This window comes from Microbacterium oxydans (assembly GCF_026559675.1).
GTDB classification, from domain to species: domain Bacteria; phylum Actinomycetota; class Actinomycetes; order Actinomycetales; family Microbacteriaceae; genus Microbacterium; species Microbacterium oxydans_D.
On sequence record NZ_CP092891.1, the window covers coordinates 26211 to 47033 of the forward strand.

Below are 20823 nucleotides of genomic sequence, written 5' to 3' on the forward strand. Positions count from 1 at the left end.
CCACACGCTTGACGAACGGGGTCGGACGGTCAGCGGTTCTCGGGAACCGAGATGTCGGCGACCGTGGCGCCGTAGGCGGAGATGAGGTCGTCGGCCTCCACGAACAGGCTGTACCCGTGGGCCCCCGCACCCATCGCGATCCGCTGGCCGACGATGGTCTCGTCGGCGTAGATCGGCCAGTCGGTGGTGCTGCCGATCGGCACGATGGTGCCCCGCTCGTAGCCGGTGGCCGCGAGGGCCAGCTCCGGCTCGGGCAGTCGCAGCTTGTTCACGCCCACCAGTGCGCGCAACTTCGGCCACGAGATCGAGCGCCCGCCCGGGATGAGGGCGAACAGGTAGGTGTCGTCCGACCTCTTCACCACGAGGGTCTTCACGATGCCGGACGGTGGGATGCCGAGCAGTTCGGCCGCCTCGAACAGGCTGCCGGCCGCCGGGCGTTCGCGGATCTCGATGTCCAGGTCGCGGGCCGCGGCGGCCTCCCGGACCCGCGCATGCTGATCGCCTCCGTCACCCGAGGTGACGGAGGCGAGATCAGACGGAGTCACGCGTCGGGTGCGGCGAGCGGGTCGTCCGCGACCCAGAGCTCATCATCCGCGCGCAGTGCCTGCCATGCGGCGTAGAGCACGCCGACGGCCGCGGCAGCGCCGAGGATGATCGCGATGACCGAGCCGAGGCCCGGACCCTTCTTCTGCGGCGCGGTCGCCTTGCGCACCTGCACGGCGACACCGTGGCGCTTGGCGTTGGCGACGTCCCACGCGGTGAGCGCCGAACCGACGACACCGCCCACGATCGGGACGAACTTGTCGTCGACGACGTGCTTGCCGATCTTCACGCCACGGTCGACGACCGGGGCGACACGGCGGTTGTACGTGTCCTGGATGACCGGGACGACCTGCTCACGATTGAGGTTGCCGAGCTGACGGCCCGCCTCTCGGGCGACATCGGCGGCGTGACCGACGAGCACCTGCTGGTTCTCCCAGAGCTGGTTCGCGTCGTTCTGAAGACGACGCAGTTCCTTCTTCCGCTTGCGGCTGAGGCTCACGATGCTCTCCTGTCCATTGGAGTACGGGTTCCCCATCTTGCCACGAGAGGCTGGATGGAGGGAGGGAATCGCGTGGGCCTTGCGTCATCGTGCGATCGGATGTACGTACCTCGGCCAACTCACCGGAAGCTCTGCGAGAATGAGGGCATGGCTCACGCTTCTCATGTCGCAACCCTGCACACCAACCACGGTGACATCGTCATCAACCTCTTCGGTGACCACGCCCCGAAGACGGTCAAGAACTTCGTCGGCCTCGCCGACGGCACCCAGGAGTGGACCGATCCCGCCACCGGCAAGCCCGGCGAGGGTCCTCTCTACAAGGACGTCATCTTCCACCGCATCATCCCGAACTTCATGATCCAGGGCGGCGACCCGCTCGGACAGGGCGTCGGCGGCCCCGGCTACAACTTCGACGACGAGATCAACATGGAGCTCAACTTCAACGAGCCCTACATCCTCGCCATGGCCAACGCCGGTCTCCGTCGCAACGCCATCACGGGCAAGCCCGAGGGCACCAACGGCTCGCAGTTCTTCATCACCACCGACCCGACGCCGTGGCTGCAGGGCAAGCACACCATCTTCGGCGAGGTCGCCGATGACGCCTCCAAGGCCGTCGTCGACGCGATCGCGGCCGTCCCGACCGGCTCGGGCGACCGCCCGAACCAGCCCGTCGTGCTGCAGTCGATCGACATCGTCGCGGCCTGACGACAGCTGCGGCCGATCCGGATGACCACGCCTGAGTTCACGAGCAATCGCGACAACTTCTGCTACCGGCATCCGGATCGGCAGAGCTTCGTGCTCTGCCAGCGGTGCATGCGCACCATCTGCCCCGAGTGCCAGACACCGGCGCCCGTGGGCGTCATCTGCCCGGAGTGCATGAACGCGGATCGCAAGAACCGCACCCCCGCGCAGAAGAAGGCCGAGCGCCGCTGGGGCAGCCGCAGCGGCGGTGCGATGGCGATCACCCGCAGCGGTCGGCCCATCGTCACCTACGTCCTGCTCGCCGTCACGTCCTTCATCGGACTGCTGCAGCTGATCCCCGGCATCGGCCCGCAGATCACGGACCAGCTGTTCTTCGCGTCGCCGTACCTGTACCCCAACCTCTCGCCGCTCCCCTTCGAGCCGTGGCGGCTGCTGACAGCCGTCTTCGCGCACGGCAACTTCATCCACCTGGCGCTCAACATGCTCGCCCTGTGGATGCTCGGCCAGAGCCTCGAGCCCATGCTCGGCAGGGCCCGCTTCCTCGCGCTCTACCTCATCAGCGGTCTCGGCGGGTCGGTCATGGTCGCGGTGCTCGCGCCCCTGACCTCGACCGTCGGCGCCTCCGGAGCGATCTTCGGACTCATGGCGGCGCTGCTCATCGTCGGCCGTCACATCGGAGCGAACGTCACCGGGCTCCTCGTGATCCTCGGCATCAACTTCGTCTACGGCCTGGTGTTCGGCGGCGGACGGATCTCCTGGCAGGCGCACCTCGGCGGCCTGCTCATCGGCGCCCTCGTCGCCTTCATCTACGTCAAGACGAAGCGACCGGAGCAGCGGATCTGGCAGATCGTGTCGCTCGTCGCGCTCACGATCGTGTTGCTCGTGGTCGTCTTCCTCGTCCCGCCGCTGATCCTTCTGGCCTGATCCGGAGTTGTTAACAGGGTTGTTAACCCCTGTGAATAACACCCATGTAATTCTCCCCAGGCTGTGGAGAGATCTGTGGATAACTCTGGGGACGGCCTGTGGGCAGATGTGAAAAAGGCCCCTTCGCCATGCGAGGGGGCCTTTTTCGAGAGGTGGGAGGGGCGTCAGCGCCAGCGCGTGGTCATCAGGAAGCCGATCAGCGCGATGCCGAGGCCGATCGCCAGGTTCCAGTTGGAGAGCCCCGGGATCGGGAACTGCATGCCCGAGATGTAGAAGACCAGGATCCAGACTAGACCGAGGAGCATGAAGCCGATCATCACCGGCTTGAACCACACGGCGTTGGGAGCGGCGTCGCCTTCGGCGCGCTCGACGGCGGGTTCTTCAGTCTTACGGTCACGTGCCATGCCGTCATTGTACCCATGTCGCCTGTCATCCGACGAGGCGGCGAGGGCCCTGGACGTCCGGCGACCAGCGGCATCCGTTCAGCGTTCCCGGATATGATCACGGCATGACTGCATCCGTCGTGCCTGGGGGGCGACGCCCGCGGCGAGAACGACCACGTTCTCGCGCCACCTTCGCGAGCGTGCTCGGCGAGCTTCTGCTGACCGCCGGAGTGATCGTCCTGCTGTTCGTGGCCTGGCAGATGTGGATCGGCGACATCATCATCAGTGCCCAGAAGAACGAAGAGGGTGCGGCGATCTCGCAGCAGCTCGCACAGGCGGAGGCGCCCGACCTTCCGCCCGTCGTCGAGGGCGACGATGGCACCCCGACCTACGTGCCGCCGGTTCCCGCGGCACCCGCCGACGCGGAGTGGTTCGGACAGATGCACATCCCCCGCTTCGGCTCCGACTACAACTTCGGCATCTACGGGGGGACGAGTCGCGCCCGTACCCTCGACCAGAAGGGGATCGGCGTCTACACCGACTCGAAGATGCCGGGCGAGGTCGGCAACTTCTCGATGGCCGGTCACCGCACCACCTGGGGCAAGCCCTTCAACCAGCTCGACAAGCTGCAGTTGAACGACGCGATCGTCGTCGAGACTCCCGACGGCTGGTACACCTACCGCTTCCGCACGCTCGAGTACGTCAAGCCGACGCAGACCGATGTGCTCGCCGACGTGCCGCAGATGCCCGAGCAGCAGACGGGTGAGCAGTACATCACGCTCACCGCCTGCTCCCCCCTCTACTCCCTCGCCGAACGCATCGTCGCCTACGGGGTGTTCGAAAGCTTCCAGCCTCGCGCCGAGGGACCCCCGACCGCTCTGACCGAGACGCCGCCTCCTCCGGCCGCGCCATCCGTGTGATCGTGCACGCCGACGAGGGAGAAGACTGATGTACGCCGCAATCTGGCGCCTGCTGCCCGGTCCGTGGTGGCTGCGCGTCCTCATCCTCGTGGTCGTCGTGGCCGCGATCCTCTACGGCCTGTTCTGGTACGTGTTCCCGTGGGTGAGCCCGATCATCGCCCCGGGTGAGGTCGACGTCGAATGACGCGGGTCCTCGTGGTGGACAACCACGACAGCTTCGTGCACACGCTCGTCGGCTATCTCCACGAACTCGGCGCCGAAACCGAGCTGGTGGAGTCGGACGCCCTCGACGCCGCGGACCTCGAGCGGATGCTCGCCGACCACGACGCCCTCCTGCTCTCCCCCGGTCCCGGAGCGCCCGCCGATGCGGGGGTCTCCCTCGAGGCGGTGCGGATCGCCGCGCGGCTGCGGATGCCGACGCTCGGCGTGTGCCTCGGGCACCAGACCATCGGCGCGGCCTTCGGTACTGCGGTGAGCGCGGCGCCGGAGCTCATGCACGGGATGGTCTCCCCCGTCGAGCATGACGGATCGGCGTTGTTCGCCGGCATCCCCTCGCCGTTCGACGCCGGTCGGTACCACTCGCTGGCTCTCGCGGCCGCCGACCTTCCCGCCGAGGTGATCGTGACAGCCTGGACCGAGAACGGGACGGTCATGGCGCTCGAACACCGTGACCTGCCGATGCGCGGCGTGCAGTTCCACCCCGAGAGCGTCCTCACCGAAGGCGGGTACCGTCTGCTGGCGAACTGGCTGGAACTGTGCGGGGATCGCGACGCCGTGGCGCGCGCGGAGAGTCTGCACCCGCTGTCCCGCTGACGGCGGTCGCAGGCTGGATCTGCGAGGGGCGTCAGTCGCCGGTGCAGAACCGCAGCTCGACCGGCGAACCGATCGGAACGTCACCCGGCGCCACGGACATCGACTGCACGGTCGGCGGGTCCGTCGCGGGGCAGTCGGCCTGTTCCACGGGCGTGGGCGTGAGCCCGAGATCGGTGAGATTCGTGGTGGCGGCGTCGACCGTCCAGCCGACCAGGTCGGTGAGAGTCACCTTGCCGCTGGCGACGACGAGGTTGATGACCGTGCCCGGTGCCACCTCCGACTCGGGCTTCTCGCTCGAGGAGATCACCGTGTCCGCCTGCAGGGCCTTGTCGTTCCGCTGGATCACGGTGCCGAGTTCGAGGCCGGCGGCCTTCAGTGCCTTCGTCGCGTCCGCGAGCGTCATGCCCTCGATCTTCGGCACCACCGCGGTCTCCACACCGGAGGAGACGTGGACGGTGACCGTCGTGCCCTCCTCCACCGAGACGCCGGCCTCGGGGTCGGTGCTGATGACGTTCCCCTCGGTGATCTCGGCGCTCGACTCGAAGACGATCGTCGACGCCAGGTCGAGCTTCGCCAGGTCGTCCTGCGCGCGCTCCGAGGAGACGTTGACGAGGTTCGGGATCACGCGGGACGTGCTGGGCATCTCGGACGGACGCCCGCTGATCGTCACGACCCAGAACAGCACCGAGGCCAGCAGCACGGCCAGCAGTGCCACACCCGCCCAGATCCAGGCGACCGGCGGGCCGGACTGGGTCCTGGTCATGGTGGTGTCGGTGCTGAGCTGGCGCAGCGAACGCGCCGTCTCCTGCGCCTGCCGCGGGCTCGGTCCGTAGAGCTCGCTGGTCAGCGCTCCGAGCTCTTTGCGCGTCGGAGCGTTCCCGGTGACGGCCGCGTCCAGTGCGGCGCGGAAGTGCGCAGCATCCGAGTACCGCTGGTAGGGGTCCTTCGCGAGAGCGCGCAGCACGATCGGGTCGAGCGCGCCGGGGGCGTCCTCGTTGACCTCGGTCGGCGGGATCGGCGTCTCGCTGACGTGCTGGTAGGCGACCGCGACGGGCGACTCTCCGCGGAACGGCTGGCGGCCCGTGAGCAGCTCGTACAGCACCACACCGGTCGAGTAGAGGTCGGCGCGGGCATCGACCGGCTCGCCCTTCGCCTGCTCGGGCGAGAAGTACGCGGCGGTGCCGATGATCTGCGTGGTCTCGGCCACGGTCGAGGAGGAGTCGGAGACGGCTCGGGCGATGCCGAAGTCCATCACCTTGACCTGACCCTTGTCGGTCACCATGACGTTGCCGGGCTTGATGTCGCGGTGCACGACGCCCGCGCGGTGCGAGTAGTCGAGGGCCTCGAGGATGCCGTCGACGTAGCGCACCGCATCGGCCACCGGCACGGGGCCCGCGGAGATGATGTCCTTGAGCAGCGTACCCTTGACGAGCTCCATCACGATGTACGGCGGTTCGTCGGAGGAGCTGTCGCTGGCCGAGGGGTCGCCGGCGTCGAACACGCGGACGATCGACGGGTGCGACATCCGCGAAGCGGCCTGCGCCTCCAGCCGGAAGCGCGTGCGGAACGCCGTGTCACGGGCGAGCTCGGGGTCGAGGATCTTGATCGCGACCTCGCGCCCCAGGGTCAGGTCGTACCCGCGGTAGACCTTCGCCATCCCGCCATGCCCGATGAGCTCGTCGACGCGGTATCGACCCGCGATGACCCGTGGCTCTGTGGACACGTACTACCCCCTGGAAAACGACTGCTGCTGAGCTGGACTAAAGGCTACCCGTCGGTGCCGCCACCGTCGTCACCCTCGCCCGGGTCGGGCGCGGCGACGATCGTCACGGACAGCGGCGGCGAGGCGGCCGAGGTGCGCTGGTCGCCACCGGAGCACATGCCCTGGTAGGTGACGAGGAGCTGCTGACCCACGGTGTCGCCGACCTTCACCTGCGTGTTGCGCTGCGTCGGCTGGAAGTTGGGACCGCCCGACACGAACGTGCCGTTCTGGAGCGAGACGACATACCCCGAGAGCGTGGTGCCGCTCGGGCAGGTGAATCCGGTGCCCCAGGAGATGGTCACCGTGCTGCCGGCGACCGGGTCGCCCGTGATGGTCGGGGTGTCGGTGGGCGTCGGAACGGCCGTCCGAGCGGCGTAGACCGTGAGCGTGATGGGCTGCGTCTTCTCGACGTTGCCCGTGGGGTCGACGCGGTAGACCTTGCCGACCTCGGCATCCGAGGGTGCCGGGTCGCCGTCGACGCAGGTGATCTCGCTGTCGAACCCGGCGCCCTTGAGGGTCGAGGTGGCGCCGCCGCAGTCCATGCCGTTCAGGTTCAGCGCGGTGACGTCGACGCGAGTCTCCTCGGGTGTCGTCGGCGGCGGCGTCGACGGCGTCGACGGAGGCGGGGACGAGCTGCTCTGCTTGGGCGTGGCGTCGGCGTCCCCGTTGCCCTGGTTCGCGAGCATCCCCCAGACGGTGCCACCGAGCGCGATCGCCAACAGGACGATCAGGGCGATCAGCGGCCAGGTCCACGGGCTGCGCTTCTTCTTCTTCTCCTCCTCCGCAGCGTCCTCGGTGGGGAGCTGTGCGGTGGTGGGGAGGATGCGCGTGGTGCCGTCGTCGCCGGATGCGGTCAGCATCCGGGTCGCGTCGTCGTCGCCGGCGATGCCGCCGGTCGCGATCGCGGGGACGGCGATCGCCGCGGAGTTCAGGTCGCCACGACGAAGCGCCTGCGCCGCCCGAGCCACCGTCGCGGAGGACGAGGGACGGTCGGCGGGCTTCTTGGCGATCATCGCCATGACGAGGTTCTGCACCGGGATCGGCACGGTCGGCGGCAGCGGCGGCGGCTGCTCGTTGATCTGGGCCATCGCGATGGCCACCTGCGACTCGCCGGTGAACGGACGCTTGCCCGCCAGGCACTCGTACGCGACGATGCCGAGCGAGTAGGTGTCGGTCGCGGGCGACGCCGGGTGGCCCGACGCCTGCTCGGGCGACAGGTACTGCACCGTTCCCATGACCTGACCGGTCGCGGTGAGCGGGACCTGGTCGGCGATGCGGGCGATGCCGAAGTCGGTGATCTTGACGCGGCCGTCCGGCGTGATCAGCAGGTTGCCCGGCTTGATGTCGCGGTGCACGAGGCCCGCGGCGTGCGCGGCCTGCAGGGCGGATGCCGTCTGCGCGACGATGTCGAGCGTCTTGTCGGCGCTCAGCGCACCGTCCCGCTCGAGCACGGTCGAGAGCGCCTCGCCGGGGACGAGCTCCATGACGAGATAGGCGCTGCCGTTCTCCTCGCCGTAGTCGAACACGCTGGCGATGCCCTCATGGTTGACGAGAGCTGCGTGCCGCGCCTCGGCGCGGAACCGCTCGAGGAACCCGGGGTCCCCCATGTACTCGTCCTTGAGGATCTTGATGGCGACGGTACGTCCGATGACGTGATCCGTCGCTTCCCACACCTCGCCCATGCCACCGATCGCGATACGCGACTGCAGCTCGTAACGACCACCGAACGACACACCCTGCGTCGGCCTCATCTGCCCAGCACCGCCTCTATGACCTTCTTCGCAATCGGAGCAGCGATGGTGTCGCCGCTTCCTGACTGTCCCTGTCCGCCGCCGTCTTCGACGACGACCGCTACTGCGACCGCGGGGTCGTTCGCCGGTGCGAAACCGGTGAACCACAACGTGTGCGGCCTGTTTCCGTTCTCTGCGGTGCCCGTCTTACCGGCCACGTCGATCCCGTCTATTCTTGCACCCTGGGCCGCGCCCGTAGCGACGCTCGCGACCATGGCCGACGTGACGTCGTCGGCCACGTCGGCCTCCATCGCACGGCCGAACTCGCTGTCCTCGAAGGCCTTGATGACCGACAGGTCGTTGCCGATCACGGCATCCACCATCCGGGGGTTCATGACGACGCCGTCGTTCGCGATCCCGGCGGACACCATCGCCATCTGCAGCGGGGTCGCGGTGACCTGTCCCTGACCGAATCCGCTCAGGGCGGTCTGCGCGTCGTCGAGCGCACGCGGGTAGCTGGACGGCGTCGACTTCAGCGGGGTCTCGAAGGACTTGTTGAAGCCGAGCTTCTCCGCCATCTCGCGGATCGTGTCGTCGCCGAGCTCGACCGCGAGCTCGGCCATCGGGATGTTGCAGCTGAGGCGGATGGCCTCGGCGATCGTGACCGTGGCTCCGGGACCGCACTTGCCGCCCCAGGCGTTGGAGACGCGGCTGGAGGACTGCGGGAGCGTGTAGGAGATCGGGTTCGGCAGGGTCGACTCCGGTGTCCACTCGCCGGTCGCGTAGGCGGCGGCGGCGACGACGATCTTGAAGGTCGAGCCCGGAGGGTTGAGGTCGCCGGCGATGGCCCGGTTGGAGAGGGGCTTGTTCGGGTCGGCGACGAGCTGGTCGAACGTGGTGTTCGCGGCGTTCGCATCGTGCGTCGCCATCAGGTTCGTGTCGAACCCGGGGGTCGAGACCATCGCCAGGATGCGACCGGTCTTCGGGTCCATCGCGACGACCGCGCCCTTGAGGCCGCCGAGCGCCTCGTAGGCCGCCTTCTGCGCTCTGGCGCTGAGGGACAGCTCGACGCTGTATCCGCGCTGCGGCTGGCCGGAGAGGATGCGCTCCACCTCACCGAGGAAGGCGTTCGCGCCGGTTCCCGAGAGGTCGGCGTTCATGGCCTGCTCGATGCCGGTCCGCGAATCGAGTGCGGCGTTGAAGTAGCCGGTGACGGGAGCCCACATCGGCGCATCCGTGTACACGCGCTGGAACTGGTACCGGTCGTCGCTGGGCACCGAGTTCGCGATCGCGGCGCCGTCGACGATGATCGATCCGCGCTGGATCTCGTAGCTGTCGAGACGGGTGCGCTTGTTGTGGCTGTTCTGCGCGAGGCTGTCGGCCTCGACGACCTGGATCCAGCTGGTCGCGGCGAACAGCGCGATGAACATGAACAGCATGATGATGCTGAGGCGGCGGAGTTCTTTGGTCATGTCAGCCGATCACCACCCGGGGCTGGCGGCGGACGCCGTCGGAGATGCGCAGCAGCAGGGCCACGATGAGCCAGTTCGCCACGAGGGACGATCCACCGGCGGCGAGGAACGGCGTGGTCAGACCGGTCAGCGGGATCAGTCGCGTGACGCCGCCGACCATGATGAAGACCTGCAGCGCGATCGTGAACGAGAGCCCGGTGGCGAGCAGCTTGCCGAAGTCGTCCTGACCGGCGAGGCCGATGCGCATGCCGCGGCTGACGAACACCATGTACAGGCAGAGGATCGCGAACAGGCCGATCAGCCCGAGCTCCTCGCCGAGGCTGGTGATGATGTAGTCGCTGTGGGCGAGCGGGGTGACCTCGGGGCGGCCCTGGCCCCAGCCGGTGCCGATGAGTCCGCCGCGCGCGAGGCCGAACAGTCCCTGCATTGGCTGGTAGCCGGCGACGTCCGGGTCGACCTGGTTGGCATCGAACAGGAACAGCCAGTTGATGAAGCGGCCGTGCACGTAGGTGAGGATCTGGGTCGCGACGGCGACACCGGCGACGACGAGGGCGAGGCCGATGAGCACCCAGCTGGTCTTGCCGGTCGCGACGTAGAGCATCGCGACGAACATGCCGAAGATCAGCGTTCCGGTGCCGAGGTCGCGCTGGAAGACGATGATGCCCAGCGAGATGAGCCAGACGACGAGCACGGGTCCGAGCTCGCGCATGCGCGGCCAGGTGATGCCGAGGACCCGCTTGCCGACGGAGGTGAGGCTCTCGCGGGTGCGCACCAGATAGCCGGCGAAGAAGATGGCCAGGCAGATCTTGGCGAGCTCACCGGGCTGGAAGGCGAAGGCGCCGCCCAGCGACACCCACACGGCGGCGTTGGCGTCGGGGATGCGCAGACCCGGGACGAACGGCAGCAGCAGCAGGAGGATTCCGGCGAGGCCGAAGATGTACGTGTAACGGAACAGGATCCGGTAATTGCGCAGCAGGATCACGACCGCGATGGCGCCCGCGAGCGAGATCGCGGTCCAGGCGAGCTGCTTGGTGGAATATGCGTTCCACCCGGTGTTCTTGAACGCGATGTCGATGCGGTAGATCATCGCGATGCCCAGGCCCGTGAGCAGCGTGGCGATCGGCACCACGAACGGGTCGGCGTCGGAGGCGACGAAGCGCAGCACGATGTGCAGGGCGAACGCGAGGGCCGCCAGGCCGCCGCCGATCGCGAGGATCATCGGGTCGATGACGCCGAGAGCCCCCAGCTGCACGAGAGTGAGCGCTCCGCCGCTGATCGCGCACGCGAACAGCAGCAGCCAGAACTCGCGGTTGCGCTGGGTCTGCGGCATCCGGAGACGCTTCAACGCCTTGATGACGGTGGTGTCCGCCTGCACGTCGGTGCTCATCCTGCACCCCCGGTCGGGGTCTCGCTCGGCGTGGGGAGAGGCGTCGGCAGCGGGGTCTGCGGGATCGCGTTCGCCTCGGCCCCGGCGCGCAGGCGGTCGACGATCGCCATCGCGTCGGACAGCGAGCGTGCCGTGATCGTGCTCTCGACCGAGGCGCGCTGATAGGGCGGGAGGTCGGCGAGGAGGATGTCGGTGTCCTGGATCGGGGTGGACAGGGTGATCGGTCCGATGTTCTGCTGCACGCCCTGGAAGATCACGACGCTGTCGTCGTCGGCGCCGATGAAGTAGCGCGTCTGGGTCCAGCTGTACGCAGCGAACGCGGCGACGCAGAGCATCGCGACGACCACGAGGGCTCCAGCGATCCAGCCGAGACGGCGACGCCTGGCGCGACGGCGATCCTCTTCGATGAGCTCCTCGAGGTACTCGGGCGCCGGCTCGAAGTGGCTGGGCTCGTTCGCGGCCTGGCGCACCGGGTGCAGCCAGTTGCCGCGCGGAGGACGCACCGGCGGCACGTAGACGCCGTCGGGGTTCGACGCGGAACCGACGATGGTCGGGGTGCCCGAGTGGATCGGGTGCTGTCCGCCGACGTCGACCAGCACGATCGTGACGTTGTCGGGAGCTCCGCCGTCGAGGGCCTGCTTGAGGAGGTTGTCCGCGGTGCGGCCGGGAGCGAGCCCGAGCTGCATCGCCTTGAGGATGTGCGGCTCGTCGACCACGCCGGACAGGCCGTCCGAGCACAGCAGCCAGCGGTCGCCCGGCTGGGTGTGCATGACGAACATGTCGAGCTCGGGGTCGGAGTCCATGTCGCTGAGGACGCGCATGAGCACCGAGCGGCGCGGGTGGTAACGGGCCTCTTCCGGAGTGATGCGGCCGGAGTCGACCAGGCGCTGCACGAACGTGTGGTCGGCCGTGATCTGGGTGAGCGCGTCGTCGCGGTACAGGTAGATGCGGGAGTCGCCGATGTGGCCGATGACCGCATACTCGTCGACCATGATGATCGCGCTGACGGTGGTGCCGAGGCCGGCGAGTTCCGGGCGGTCCTTCGCGGCGCGGATGAGGTCGCCCGCCGCCGTGGTCGCGGCCGCCTGCAGCGAGGCCTGCGCGTCTTCCGGGGAGGCGTACGCCTGGTCGAGGGGCTCCAGGCGCTGGATGGCGATGCTCGAGGCGACGTCTCCACCGGCGTGGCCGCCCATGCCGTCGGCGACGACGAACAGGTTCGCCCCGGAGTATCCGGAGTCCTGGTTGTTGGAGCGGACCTTCCCGGTATGGGAGATCGCGACGCTCGAGCCCTCGAAGACCATGCCGGCGTCAGGCTCGCAGCTCGAAGGTCGTGGCGCCCACCTTGATGGGCGTGCCGAGCGAGAGGGCGACGGGCGAGCCGGACACGCGCTGCCCTGCGACGAAAGTGCCGTTCGTGGAGTCGAGGTCCTGGATCGCCCAGCTGTCGCCCCGCAGCATCAGGCGGGCGTGGTGGCTGGACGTGTAGTCGTCGCGGATCACGAGGGCGGACTCGCTGGAGCGGCCGATCGTGAGCGAGTCGGCGCTGAGCGGCAGTTCGAGGCCGGCCTTCGGGCCCGAGGTGATCACCAGGCGCTTCGCCGTCGCGACCGTGGCCGGTCCGCTCGAGGGGCGGGAGGACGCCGGCTTCGACGCGGGGGCCGCCGCCGGTGCGGGAGCGGAGACGCCCGCCGCGGCTTCGGCCGGGAGCTTGCGCACGCGCACGCCGAACAGGTCGGCGCGCAGCGAGTAGACGACGCCGAACACGAAGAACCACATCAGGACGAGGAACCCGATGCGGAGCAGGAGGAGGATCAGTTCACTCAACCGAGGGCTCCGAACGCTCGGGTGGCGTCGTCGCCCCGAGGCGCGGGACGCGACGGGCTGGCCACGGGGACGATGCGGAACACCAGGTCGGTGCGTCCGATCGTGATGGTCGTGTCGGAGGGCAGGGCGGCTTCACGGAGCTTCTGGCCGTTGACCTTGGTGCCGTTGGTGGAGCCGAGGTCGCGCAGCATGGCGCGCTCGCCGTCCCACAGGATCTCGACGTGCTTGCGGCTCGAACCGGCATCCGCGATCGTGATGTCGGCATCCGTGCCGCGGCCGATGACGGTGCGCGCCCGCGAGATCGAGTGGCGGCGGCCGTCGACGTCGACCACGGCCTGCCAGCTGACCCGGCCCTCGACCGTGCCCGAGTTCACGCGCACGGTGCCCGTCGCGACCTTCTCGTCGGCTTCGAGGTTGATCGACAGCGGTCCGGCGAAGCTGTAGCCCTGGGCCTTGGCGTGCTTGGTGAGGAGAGCGTGCAGCTCGTCGGTGAGGGCGCCGCCGAGGCCGAGCATCCGCTCCGCATCGTCGGTGCTGAGACGTACGACGTAACTGTTGGGCGCGATGATGCGGTCGCGGCTCACGACCGCAGCCTTCGTATCGGCTTCACGCCGGAGCGCCGAAGCGATCTCCACCGGCTGAATGCCGCTGCGGAAGGTCTTCGCGAACGCGCTGTTGACTGCGCGCTCGAGACCCTTCTCAAAGCTGTCAAGTAGTCCCACTGGGCTCCTCTGGCATGCCGACCGGTAGACACATCGTAGCCAGGTGTCCTGGGGGAACGCCGCCGATCGCCTCCCAGGGGTGTGCAACAGAGGGTGAAATCGCGTGATATCCTCGGAAAGTTGAGTTCTTCGGAACAAGACACTCGCGCGAGTGGCGGAATGGTAGACGCGCTGGCTTCAGGTGCCAGTGTCCGTAAGGACGTGGGGGTTCAAGTCCCCCCTCGCGCACAGCGAGTTCTGTTCGTTCTTCAGGGTGAACAGTTCGTAGAGAGAAAGCGCCGGTCGGGCCTGGTCCCGACCGGCGCTTCTTGTGTGCACGGCTGCCCGGCAGCAGGGCCCATCCGGATGCCGCAGGCCTACGCTGTGCCTATGGAAGAACGCTCATGGAAGATTCCGACCCATGACGACGGTCTCAGCGACTGGTCCGGATGGCTGCTCGACCCCGCCATCCTGCAGGCTCTCTCCCCCGGTCATGTCGTTCGAATCCAGGTCCAGCAGTTCGAGGACTACTCGAGGGGGTGGATCGTCAGCCCCTACGCCCGCATCACAGGTGTCGATGGCGACGAACTCACCGGCGTGATCGACGACCCCTACCGCTCATCGGACGAGCCGGAGGTGTCCAATGGCGACCTCGTGCGCTTCCGGCGCCGGAGCGTGATCGAGATCCCGACGGACTGGGAAGGGAACGAAGATCTCGAGGCCATTGCGGTCCGCACGGGCGAAGGCCGGATGACGGGGCTCCTCCCGCCGACCGACGCATAGCCTGCCGACCGCCGCGGTCAGCGCTCGGGATCCGCTCCCGGGTCGATGATGGCATCGGGGGTGAGGCTCGCCAGGCGCCTCAGACGCCCGACGCCCCACGCGAGTGCGATCGCGCCGCCGAGGAGCAGGACGACTCCGAGCAGGATGCGTCCGTCCGTGCGACCCACGATGAGGCCGAGCACGGTGAAGGTGATCCCCCCGATCAGGACGAGGATCGACACCGCGATGGCCGTGATCGCGAGCCGATCCACCGCGTGGTGACGCTCGTTCCCGCGGCTGTCGGTCGTGTTCATGGGGTCCAACGTAGTCCTCAGAACGGCGGCAGGTTCTCCAGGTCGTTGTTCCACGCGTCGTCCGCGAACGCGCGCAGATACGGCTCCCCGTCGGCGGGACGCACGATGGCGACGTTCACCTGGCTGTACCCCCGCCCGACGAACGCCTTGTTCCCGTTGTCGATCCAGGTGATCATGGTCGGCCGGTCCGTCCAGTCGACCCTGCCGCTCTCCCGCGAGACCCACTTATAGGCGGTGATCACCTCCGGCCCGCGCACGCGTCCCTCGAATCGGACGTTCGTGATCTCGATCGCCGCCACAACTGCTCCTCTCGGGCCGCGAACCGTGCGGCCAGAGCCATTATTGGCGGAGGCCGCGGCGCTTTTCCGCCCTCATCACGGCGCGGGTCGGACACGCAGAAAGTCTGTAAGGAACGTGGTTCCCGGCCCAAAGAGCGGAGGCGATCGCGCAGGACCTCGGACGATCCCGGGTGAGGGTGGAAGCATGCCAGCGCTCCTCCCCTTCGCCGCCGCCTGTGACCGTGGATAGCCTGGACCGACCGGCCACCGGCATGTGAGTGAGGAGCCCATGTTTCGACTCGGGTACTCCCGCCCCCTGGTGTTCGCCGGCCACTCCCCGGAGACGCAGCGGTCGATGCGGGCCGCGTGGGTGCCGAATCGCCGGCGCAGGACGAACGCGGCTGCCGCGGCATCGGGACACGGCGGTGACCACAAGGACGTGGTGTTCCGGCGCCTGTTCGACGAGCACTGGTCTCGAGTGCGCCACCATCTCGAGTGCTTCGTCGACAACCAGGCAGAAGTCGACGAGCTGACGGCCGAGGTGTTCGTCGTCGCCTGGCGCAAGCTCGATCCGTCGAACCCCATGCCGGTGACCTGGTTCCTGCGGACCGCCGACAACAAGATCCGTGATCGTGCCCGGCGCACCCGCTCCAAGGAGCGCGCCTGGGAGGCGCTCGTGCGCGGGGTGGAGGCCCCGGGGCCCGGGCTCGACCCCCTGGAGGCGTTGGCGGTGCGCACGGCGATCGCCGAGCTCAGTGCTCGCGAGCGCCAGGTCGTCGTCCTCACCTATTGGGACGACCTGAGTGCACGGGAAGTCGCAGAGGTGCTCCGCACCAGCGAGGGAGCCGTGTGGACGACGCTGACCCGGGCGCGGACCAAGCTCCGCGAGAAGCTCGAGGGAGGTGGCCCACGATGACCTCCTCGGACGACGACCTGGACCGGATCTTCCGCGCCGCCGACCCGGTGCCCCGCGCCGCGGGCAGCTCACGCCCGAGTGCCGCCGACATCGCCGTGCGGGAGAGCATCATCCGCGGCACCCACCGGCCGACACGACGGCAGCGGCATCCGCGCCTGCTGTGGACCGGGATCGCCACGGCAACCGTGGCCCTGGCCGTCGCGGCGCTCGTGGCCGTCAGCGTCCTGAGCCCCGCCCAGCGGGCCGTCGCCCTCACCCCGCCTCCGCTGCAGTACACCGCCGCGCCTGCGCTCGCCGACGTCATCGAGAGGGCGACCGACCGTCTGGCCGCGCTCCCCGACGTCGCGCAGCAGTCGAGCGTGCGCACCATCGTGTGGGGATGGAGCGTGGACATGACGGAGATGCGCGTGGAGATCGTCCCGCAGGACATCCACTTCGTCTGGGGCCCCGGCGAGACGGCGACGTCCACGATCATCGCGGCCGACTCCTCCTGGACGGATGATCTTCCGGACGGCGTGGACCCGAGTCCCTACGAGCCCGGAGAGGTCATCGACACCGTCGTCACCCCACCGGAGGATTTCGCCCTCCCCGCCGAGGTGCGCAACCTCCACGGCAGCACGCCGGCGGAGATGGAAGCGGCACTGGCCCCGTTCGGCGTCACGGCCGAGTCGTCGTCGGGCGAGCTGCTGGCCGCGATCACGGGACTCCTGCAGTACTGGACCCTCGACGACGAACAGCACGCGACGCTCCTCGACCTCCTGGCGGATGCAGGCGGGGTGACGGTCCGCGGCGAGACCACCGATCGCCTCGGGCGCGACGTGATCGGGCTGCAGGTGTCGTCGGTCATCCCGGAGCGTGTCGAGACCGTCCTGGTGTCGACCGCGACCGGACGCATCGTGGGCGTGGAGAGCGAGCTCGTCGCGCCCCTCGACGGACTCCCCACCGGCGTCATCTCCTACACGATGTGGGATGCGGATGACGCGTAGCGGGGATGCCTCGGCCGGCGTCCCTAGGCGGCGCTCCGCGCCGGATCCGACGTGGCGGGCTGCTGGGCGGCGACCCATGTCTGGCCCCACGCATCCATGTCGCGCACGAGCGCACGCAGCGTCTCGCCCATCGGGGTGAGAGAGTATTCGACGCGCGGTGGCACCTCGGCGTAGACCTCTCGGTGGACGAGCCCGTCGTCCTCGAGCTCGCGCAGCTGCCGCGTCAGGACCCGATCGGTCACCTCGCCGACCGCGCGTCGGAGCTCGCCGTAGCGCAGGGTGCGGTCGAGCAGCTCCTGGATGATGGTGAGCTTCCAGCATCCGCCGATGATGCTCACGGTCGTCTCGACGGAGCACACGGCGATCGCCGCCGCGGTCTTGTCACGCATGTCACTATCCAAACTGTCTGTACTGGACCGAAATGTGCATACTTCTGCTTTTGCCAGTGTCCTGTTTGACTCAATGTACGTGCTGAGGAGCGGGCGGGCAATCGTCTCCTGCACCTCGGTCAGCGCACATCCCGTGCGTGCTCGTCCGCGACCGGCCCCGCCCCCTCGGCGGTGCTTCGGCATGCCCGATCGCGGATGCAGCGTCGAATCAAGAGGAGAAGAACGGCAATGGCAAGCAAGCGCTCACTGGTGGTCTGGGCTCACCCCCGCACCGATTCGCTCACGGCGGCGGTCACCGCGGACGTGATCGAGGAGCTGACCGCCCAGGGCTTCGAGGTGGATGAGCTCGACCTCCATCGCGAAGGCGTGGACCCGATCGTGTGGGAGGCCGACGAACCCGATTGGAACAACCTCGACAAGCAGTACACGCCGGAGGTGATGGAGCTCGCCGCGCGCACGACGGGTGCGGACGCCGTCGTGTTCGTCTTCCCGGTGTGGTGGTACTCGGTGCCCGCGATCATGAAGGGCTACATCGACCGCGTGTGGAACAACGGGCTGTTCTACGGCGGCGGTCGCCGCTCGGGCATCGCCGCCGCCCGCTGGATCGGCCTGGCGGGCGAGAGCGCGGAGGCGTTCCGCAAGCGGGGCTACGACGAGATGATCACCCGACAGCTCAACGTCGGCATCGCGGAGCTCAGCGGCATCGCGGACAGTCAGGTCATCCTGCTGCACGACTCCCTCGGCGACGGCATCGAGGACACCGAGGCGCATTTCGCCGCGCTCCGGGATCGCGCGCGGACGGTCGCAGCCGACCTGGCCGGCGCCCTGGCGTGAGTCTGCTCGGCGCCCGCGATCCCCGGGGAGGACGCCATCGGACCGAGGGTGACTGACAGAACGAGAGTCGGCTGGCTATTCTGGCCGGTATGACGGACGAGCCGACGCCCTCGACGAAAGCTCGCCCGCGGACGTTGATCCGCGATCAGGTCTACGCCCGGCTGGCTCAGGAGATCGTGACGGGCCGCCTGGCGCCGCTGGAGGAGATCCGCGATCAGGATCTGCAGGCCGAGTACGGCGTCTCGCGCACGCCGATCCGGGAAGCGCTCATCCGTCTGACCGACGTCGGCCTGGTCGAGATGAGCTCGAACCGCTTCACCCGGGTGGCCCCGATCGACCTCCAGGCGCAGGCGGACCGCGCCGAGGCCGCCGGGGCGCTGATCGCCTACGCGGCGGCGAAGGTGTTCCCCACTCTCACCGACGCCCAGCTCGAGTCCCTGGACGCCCGGATGCAGGCGATCCTCGACTCCGACCTCACCCGCGGCGGCATGCCCGAGGGGCTGCGGCTCTGGTTCGCGCTGTGGATCGAGGTGATCGAACTCGCCGACAACGCGATCGTGACCGAGATCCTGGATCGCAACCTCGTCCTGCATCTGAGCCGCTCGGTGCAGGACAGCCCGCTTCCGGAGTGGCTCGGGGAACGACAGCGCGCGCTCCTCGAGCCGCTTCGGGTCGCGCTCCGAGCTCGGGACGGCGCCGCCGCACGCGACGCGGTCTTCGAGCTCTTCCGCATCACGACGGTGGAGCGGCTCCGCGCGGCGATCACCGGCGATTGGCGGCTCCCGCGTGAGTAGGGGCGACGCGGATCCGCTGGCGGGCACCTCCTCCTTCGTCTCGGTCGAGATCCTGGACCTGGTCGACCGGAAGGAGCTCGCCGCGCCCGCCCCCGTGCCGACGCGACTGGACTCCGTGGTGGAAGCGCTGAACAGGAAGATGGAGACCGGAGAGCTCGCGCCGGGCGCGCCGCTCAAGATCTCGAAGCTCTCGAAGGAGCTCGATGCCGCGCCGAACACGGTGCGCGAGGCGATCTCGATTCTCACGGCGCGGCACCTGGTCGAGGCCCGCCCGCACAAGTCCTCCGTCGTGGCCACCCCCACCGAGGCGTGGCTCGCTGCCGTCGTCGCGGAGTGCGCCGGGCTGTCGACGCTCGCGACGAGCCTGGGCATCGCCCGCGCGACCTTGGAGGAGCGTCGGGAGTTCCGCGGAGCCGCCGAGCAGGCGATGGCCGCGTGGCGCGCGCCGCGCGTCGATCACCGCACCGCGTCGGGACTGACCTGGAACCTCTTCCAGGTGCTGGCGTCCTTCTCGCGCAACCCCTACCTCGAGGCGATGCATGCCGCGAAGCGCCCGGCACTCGTCCTCGGCTTCACGCACCTCGGGCGGGATCACCATGCGGCGATGGTGTGCGGCGCGATCGCCGCGCTCCTCGACGCGGTCGACAGCGCAGCGCAGCACGAGGGCGCCGATATCGTCGGCGACCTCTACGTGTACGTGCTCGACGACCTCACCACGGGCTGAGCGCGCACTGATATTTCACCGGGCGGGACGCGTCGCGGATACCGTTCAATGGTCGCCTTCCCAGGGCGACGACACAGCACTCCCGGCTTTCCCCGCCGACCTGCGACCGTCCCCAAGGTCGCACATCGATGGGGTGCTGTGCCTCGTTCGTTGGCCGCCGTTCCCCACGGCGGCCGACGAGCGCCTATCGCGCCGCTTCGGCGAGACGCTCCAGCAGCGATTCCTCGATGTCTATTCGTGTCAGCGGCTCCCGCGGACGACCGAACGCCTCGAGGCCCGACGCGTCGTCGCGCGCGAAATGCCGTTCGACGCGATCGAGAGCGGTGGCATCGAAAGCCGCGGGATCGATCGCGAGGGCGAAGAGTCCCAGTCGGGGCGGTTCCGAGCCAGAGCTCCCCGTCGCATCGAGGGAGAAGGACCCTCCCGCCAGTGTCGCCAACAGCTCCACCATGATGGCGATGTTCGCGCCCTTCACTCCGCCGAAGGGCAGGAGGGAGCCGTCCAGGGCGGCCGTCGCATCCGTGGTCGCCTCGCCGTCCCCGTCGTTGGCCCACCCCTCCGGGATCGGCTCGCCGCGCTCGGCGGCATCGCGGACGTTCACCCAAGCGGTGGCGCTGCTGGCCTGATCGAAGGCGCGAGAGCCGGATCGCTGCGGCACCCCGAAGGCGAGCGGGTTCGTGCCGGTGACCGGTCCGGGGGATCCGTACACGCTCACGAGTGCCGGGGAGTTGCCGCAGACCAGACCGATCAGGCCCGCCGTGGTGAGACGGCGCACATAGAAGCCGAGCTCCCCCGTCGTGAACGCGTTTCTCAGCGAGAGCACGGCGACACCGGAGGACTCCGCCGCGTCGATCAGCCGAGGCAGGAAGAGGTCGAAGGCGAGCTGTGCGGGACCGCCGTCGGCATCGGCGACGAGAGCAGAGGGGCGCGAGCCGGTGAGCGTCGGTGACGGGTCACCGTTGAGCCGGCCGTCGCGGAGGGCGGTGACGTAGTCGAGAAGATGCCGCACTCCGACCGCGGGTCTTTTCCGCTGCTCCGCCTCGACGGTGGCGACGGCAAGAACCTGGGCCGCCGCCTCGGATGCCCCCGCCCGACGGACCACTTCCCTGCAGAGGACTTCCAGATCGGCCGGGGTGAAGGAGCGGGACGCGGTCGGAGTCATGCGC

At 68.8% G+C, this 20823-nt stretch carries 25 protein-coding genes and 1 tRNA gene; 12 read left to right on the forward strand and 14 right to left on the reverse strand.

From position 1 onward, the window contains the following. Positions 1–29: 29 nt before the first annotated feature. Both MME74_RS00125 and MME74_RS00130 read right to left on the reverse strand, forming a co-directional pair. Positions 30–452, reverse strand: a complete 423-nt coding sequence (locus MME74_RS00125; RefSeq protein ID WP_267418613.1) for an aminoacyl-tRNA deacylase — start codon at positions 450–452, stop codon at positions 30–32. Positions 453–541: 89 nt separating this feature from the next. Next, positions 542–1042: a DNA helicase gene (locus MME74_RS00130; protein ID WP_267416592.1), complete on the reverse strand. Its 501-nt coding sequence runs from the start codon at positions 1040–1042 to the stop codon at positions 542–544. A 147-nt stretch (positions 1043–1189) separates the two neighbouring features. Between MME74_RS00130 and MME74_RS00135 the strand changes: the two genes are divergently transcribed. Then, positions 1190–1747 (forward strand): peptidylprolyl isomerase, encoded by a 558-nt coding sequence (locus MME74_RS00135; RefSeq protein WP_267416593.1) that lies wholly within the window; start codon positions 1190–1192, stop codon positions 1745–1747. Between the two features lie 21 nt (positions 1748–1768). Next, complete coding sequence (locus MME74_RS00140) at positions 1769–2668, forward strand: rhomboid family intramembrane serine protease (RefSeq protein WP_267416594.1); 900 nt, start codon at positions 1769–1771, stop codon at positions 2666–2668. Positions 2669–2832: 164 nt separating this feature from the next. Here MME74_RS00140 and MME74_RS00145 read toward each other — a convergent pair whose 3' ends face one another. Further along, the gene (locus MME74_RS00145; RefSeq protein ID WP_267416595.1) at positions 2833–3072 is read right to left on the reverse strand and encodes a cell division protein CrgA; all 240 of its coding nucleotides are present in this window, start codon (positions 3070–3072) and stop codon (positions 2833–2835) included. Positions 3073–3176: 104 nt separating this feature from the next. Here MME74_RS00145 and MME74_RS00150 point away from each other — a divergent pair, with 104 nt between their 5' ends. From MME74_RS00150 to MME74_RS00160, 3 genes are read left to right on the forward strand one after another with little or no spacing between them, the layout of a single operon-like run. Beyond that, entirely contained in the window at positions 3177–3971 is a 795-nt protein-coding gene (locus MME74_RS00150; RefSeq protein WP_416383327.1) for a class E sortase, read from the forward strand. Positions 3972–3999: 28 nt separating this feature from the next. Then, on the forward strand, positions 4000–4155 hold the full coding sequence (locus tag MME74_RS00155) for a hypothetical protein (protein ID WP_267416597.1): 156 nt from the start codon (positions 4000–4002) through the stop codon (positions 4153–4155). Further along, the gene (locus MME74_RS00160) at positions 4152–4784 is read left to right on the forward strand and encodes an anthranilate synthase component II (RefSeq protein ID WP_267416598.1); all 633 of its coding nucleotides are present in this window, start codon (positions 4152–4154) and stop codon (positions 4782–4784) included. Before MME74_RS00155 ends, MME74_RS00160 begins: the two co-directional genes overlap by 4 nt. Before the next feature lie 31 nt (positions 4785–4815). On the opposite strand, the gene pknB is transcribed toward MME74_RS00160, so the two are convergent. From pknB to MME74_RS00195, 7 genes are read right to left on the reverse strand one after another with little or no spacing between them, the layout of a single operon-like run. Further along, positions 4816–6507, reverse strand: coding sequence for a Stk1 family PASTA domain-containing Ser/Thr kinase (gene pknB, locus MME74_RS00165; protein ID WP_267416599.1), 1692 nt, complete (start codon positions 6505–6507; stop codon positions 4816–4818). 44 nt (positions 6508–6551) lie between these two features. After that, positions 6552–8297 (reverse strand): protein kinase domain-containing protein, encoded by a 1746-nt coding sequence (locus MME74_RS00170; protein ID WP_267416601.1) that lies wholly within the window; start codon positions 8295–8297, stop codon positions 6552–6554. After that, positions 8294–9748: a peptidoglycan D,D-transpeptidase FtsI family protein gene (locus MME74_RS00175; RefSeq protein WP_267416602.1), complete on the reverse strand. Its 1455-nt coding sequence runs from the start codon at positions 9746–9748 to the stop codon at positions 8294–8296. The genes MME74_RS00170 and MME74_RS00175 overlap by 4 nt, the downstream gene beginning before the upstream one ends. 1 nt (position 9749) lies before the next feature. Beyond that, the gene (locus MME74_RS00180) at positions 9750–11135 is read right to left on the reverse strand and encodes an FtsW/RodA/SpoVE family cell cycle protein (RefSeq protein WP_267416603.1); all 1386 of its coding nucleotides are present in this window, start codon (positions 11133–11135) and stop codon (positions 9750–9752) included. After that, positions 11132–12436 carry a PP2C family protein-serine/threonine phosphatase gene (locus MME74_RS00185; protein ID WP_267416604.1) on the reverse strand — a complete coding sequence of 435 codons (1305 nt, stop codon included), beginning with the start codon at positions 12434–12436 and terminating at the stop codon, positions 11132–11134. The genes MME74_RS00180 and MME74_RS00185 overlap by 4 nt, the downstream gene beginning before the upstream one ends. 7 nt (positions 12437–12443) lie before the next feature. Then, complete coding sequence (locus MME74_RS00190; protein ID WP_267416605.1) at positions 12444–12959, reverse strand: FHA domain-containing protein FhaB/FipA; 516 nt, start codon at positions 12957–12959, stop codon at positions 12444–12446. Further along, a complete protein-coding gene (locus MME74_RS00195; protein ID WP_267416606.1) occupies positions 12956–13681 on the reverse strand; it encodes an FhaA domain-containing protein in 726 nt (241 codons plus the stop codon). The genes MME74_RS00190 and MME74_RS00195 overlap by 4 nt, the downstream gene beginning before the upstream one ends. A 145-nt stretch (positions 13682–13826) precedes the next feature. Between MME74_RS00195 and MME74_RS00200 the strand changes: the two genes are divergently transcribed. Both MME74_RS00200 and MME74_RS00205 read left to right on the forward strand, forming a co-directional pair. Beyond that, a tRNA-Leu gene (locus MME74_RS00200) sits at positions 13827–13909 on the forward strand. A gap of 141 nt (positions 13910–14050) precedes the next feature. After that, a complete protein-coding gene (locus tag MME74_RS00205; RefSeq protein ID WP_267416607.1) occupies positions 14051–14443 on the forward strand; it encodes a hypothetical protein in 393 nt (130 codons plus the stop codon). A gap of 17 nt (positions 14444–14460) precedes the next feature. Here MME74_RS00205 and MME74_RS00210 read toward each other — a convergent pair whose 3' ends face one another. After that, positions 14461–14736, reverse strand: coding sequence for a hypothetical protein (locus tag MME74_RS00210; RefSeq protein ID WP_267416608.1), 276 nt, complete (start codon positions 14734–14736; stop codon positions 14461–14463). Positions 14737–14753: 17 nt separating this feature from the next. Then, positions 14754–15035 carry a DUF3892 domain-containing protein gene (locus tag MME74_RS00215; RefSeq protein ID WP_267416609.1) on the reverse strand — a complete coding sequence of 94 codons (282 nt, stop codon included), beginning with the start codon at positions 15033–15035 and terminating at the stop codon, positions 14754–14756. 268 nt (positions 15036–15303) lie between these two features. Between MME74_RS00215 and MME74_RS00220 the strand changes: the two genes are divergently transcribed. Together MME74_RS00220 and MME74_RS00225 are read left to right on the forward strand one after the other, a co-directional pair. Beyond that, positions 15304–15930 carry an RNA polymerase sigma factor gene (locus MME74_RS00220; protein WP_267416610.1) on the forward strand — a complete coding sequence of 209 codons (627 nt, stop codon included), beginning with the start codon at positions 15304–15306 and terminating at the stop codon, positions 15928–15930. After that, complete coding sequence (locus MME74_RS00225; protein ID WP_267416611.1) at positions 15927–16916, forward strand: hypothetical protein; 990 nt, start codon at positions 15927–15929, stop codon at positions 16914–16916. Before MME74_RS00220 ends, MME74_RS00225 begins: the two co-directional genes overlap by 4 nt. Before the next feature lie 23 nt (positions 16917–16939). On the opposite strand, the gene MME74_RS00230 is transcribed toward MME74_RS00225, so the two are convergent. Further along, positions 16940–17305, reverse strand: a complete 366-nt coding sequence (locus MME74_RS00230) for a winged helix-turn-helix transcriptional regulator (protein ID WP_267416612.1) — start codon at positions 17303–17305, stop codon at positions 16940–16942. Between the two features lie 228 nt (positions 17306–17533). Here MME74_RS00230 and MME74_RS00235 point away from each other — a divergent pair, with 228 nt between their 5' ends. The 3 genes from MME74_RS00235 to MME74_RS00245 all read left to right on the forward strand — a co-directional run bounded on the left by MME74_RS00235 (position 17534) and on the right by MME74_RS00245 (position 19657). Then, positions 17534–18139, forward strand: a complete 606-nt coding sequence (locus MME74_RS00235) for an NAD(P)H oxidoreductase (RefSeq protein ID WP_267416613.1) — start codon at positions 17534–17536, stop codon at positions 18137–18139. Positions 18140–18228: 89 nt separating this feature from the next. Further along, complete coding sequence (locus MME74_RS00240; protein ID WP_267416615.1) at positions 18229–18933, forward strand: GntR family transcriptional regulator; 705 nt, start codon at positions 18229–18231, stop codon at positions 18931–18933. Further along, positions 18926–19657 carry a GntR family transcriptional regulator gene (locus MME74_RS00245; protein WP_267416617.1) on the forward strand — a complete coding sequence of 244 codons (732 nt, stop codon included), beginning with the start codon at positions 18926–18928 and terminating at the stop codon, positions 19655–19657. The genes MME74_RS00240 and MME74_RS00245 overlap by 8 nt, the downstream gene beginning before the upstream one ends. 184 nt (positions 19658–19841) lie before the next feature. On the opposite strand, the gene MME74_RS00250 is transcribed toward MME74_RS00245, so the two are convergent. Then, positions 19842–20819 carry an Ldh family oxidoreductase gene (locus tag MME74_RS00250; RefSeq protein WP_267416618.1) on the reverse strand — a complete coding sequence of 326 codons (978 nt, stop codon included), beginning with the start codon at positions 20817–20819 and terminating at the stop codon, positions 19842–19844. Positions 20820–20823 lie beyond the last annotated feature (4 nt).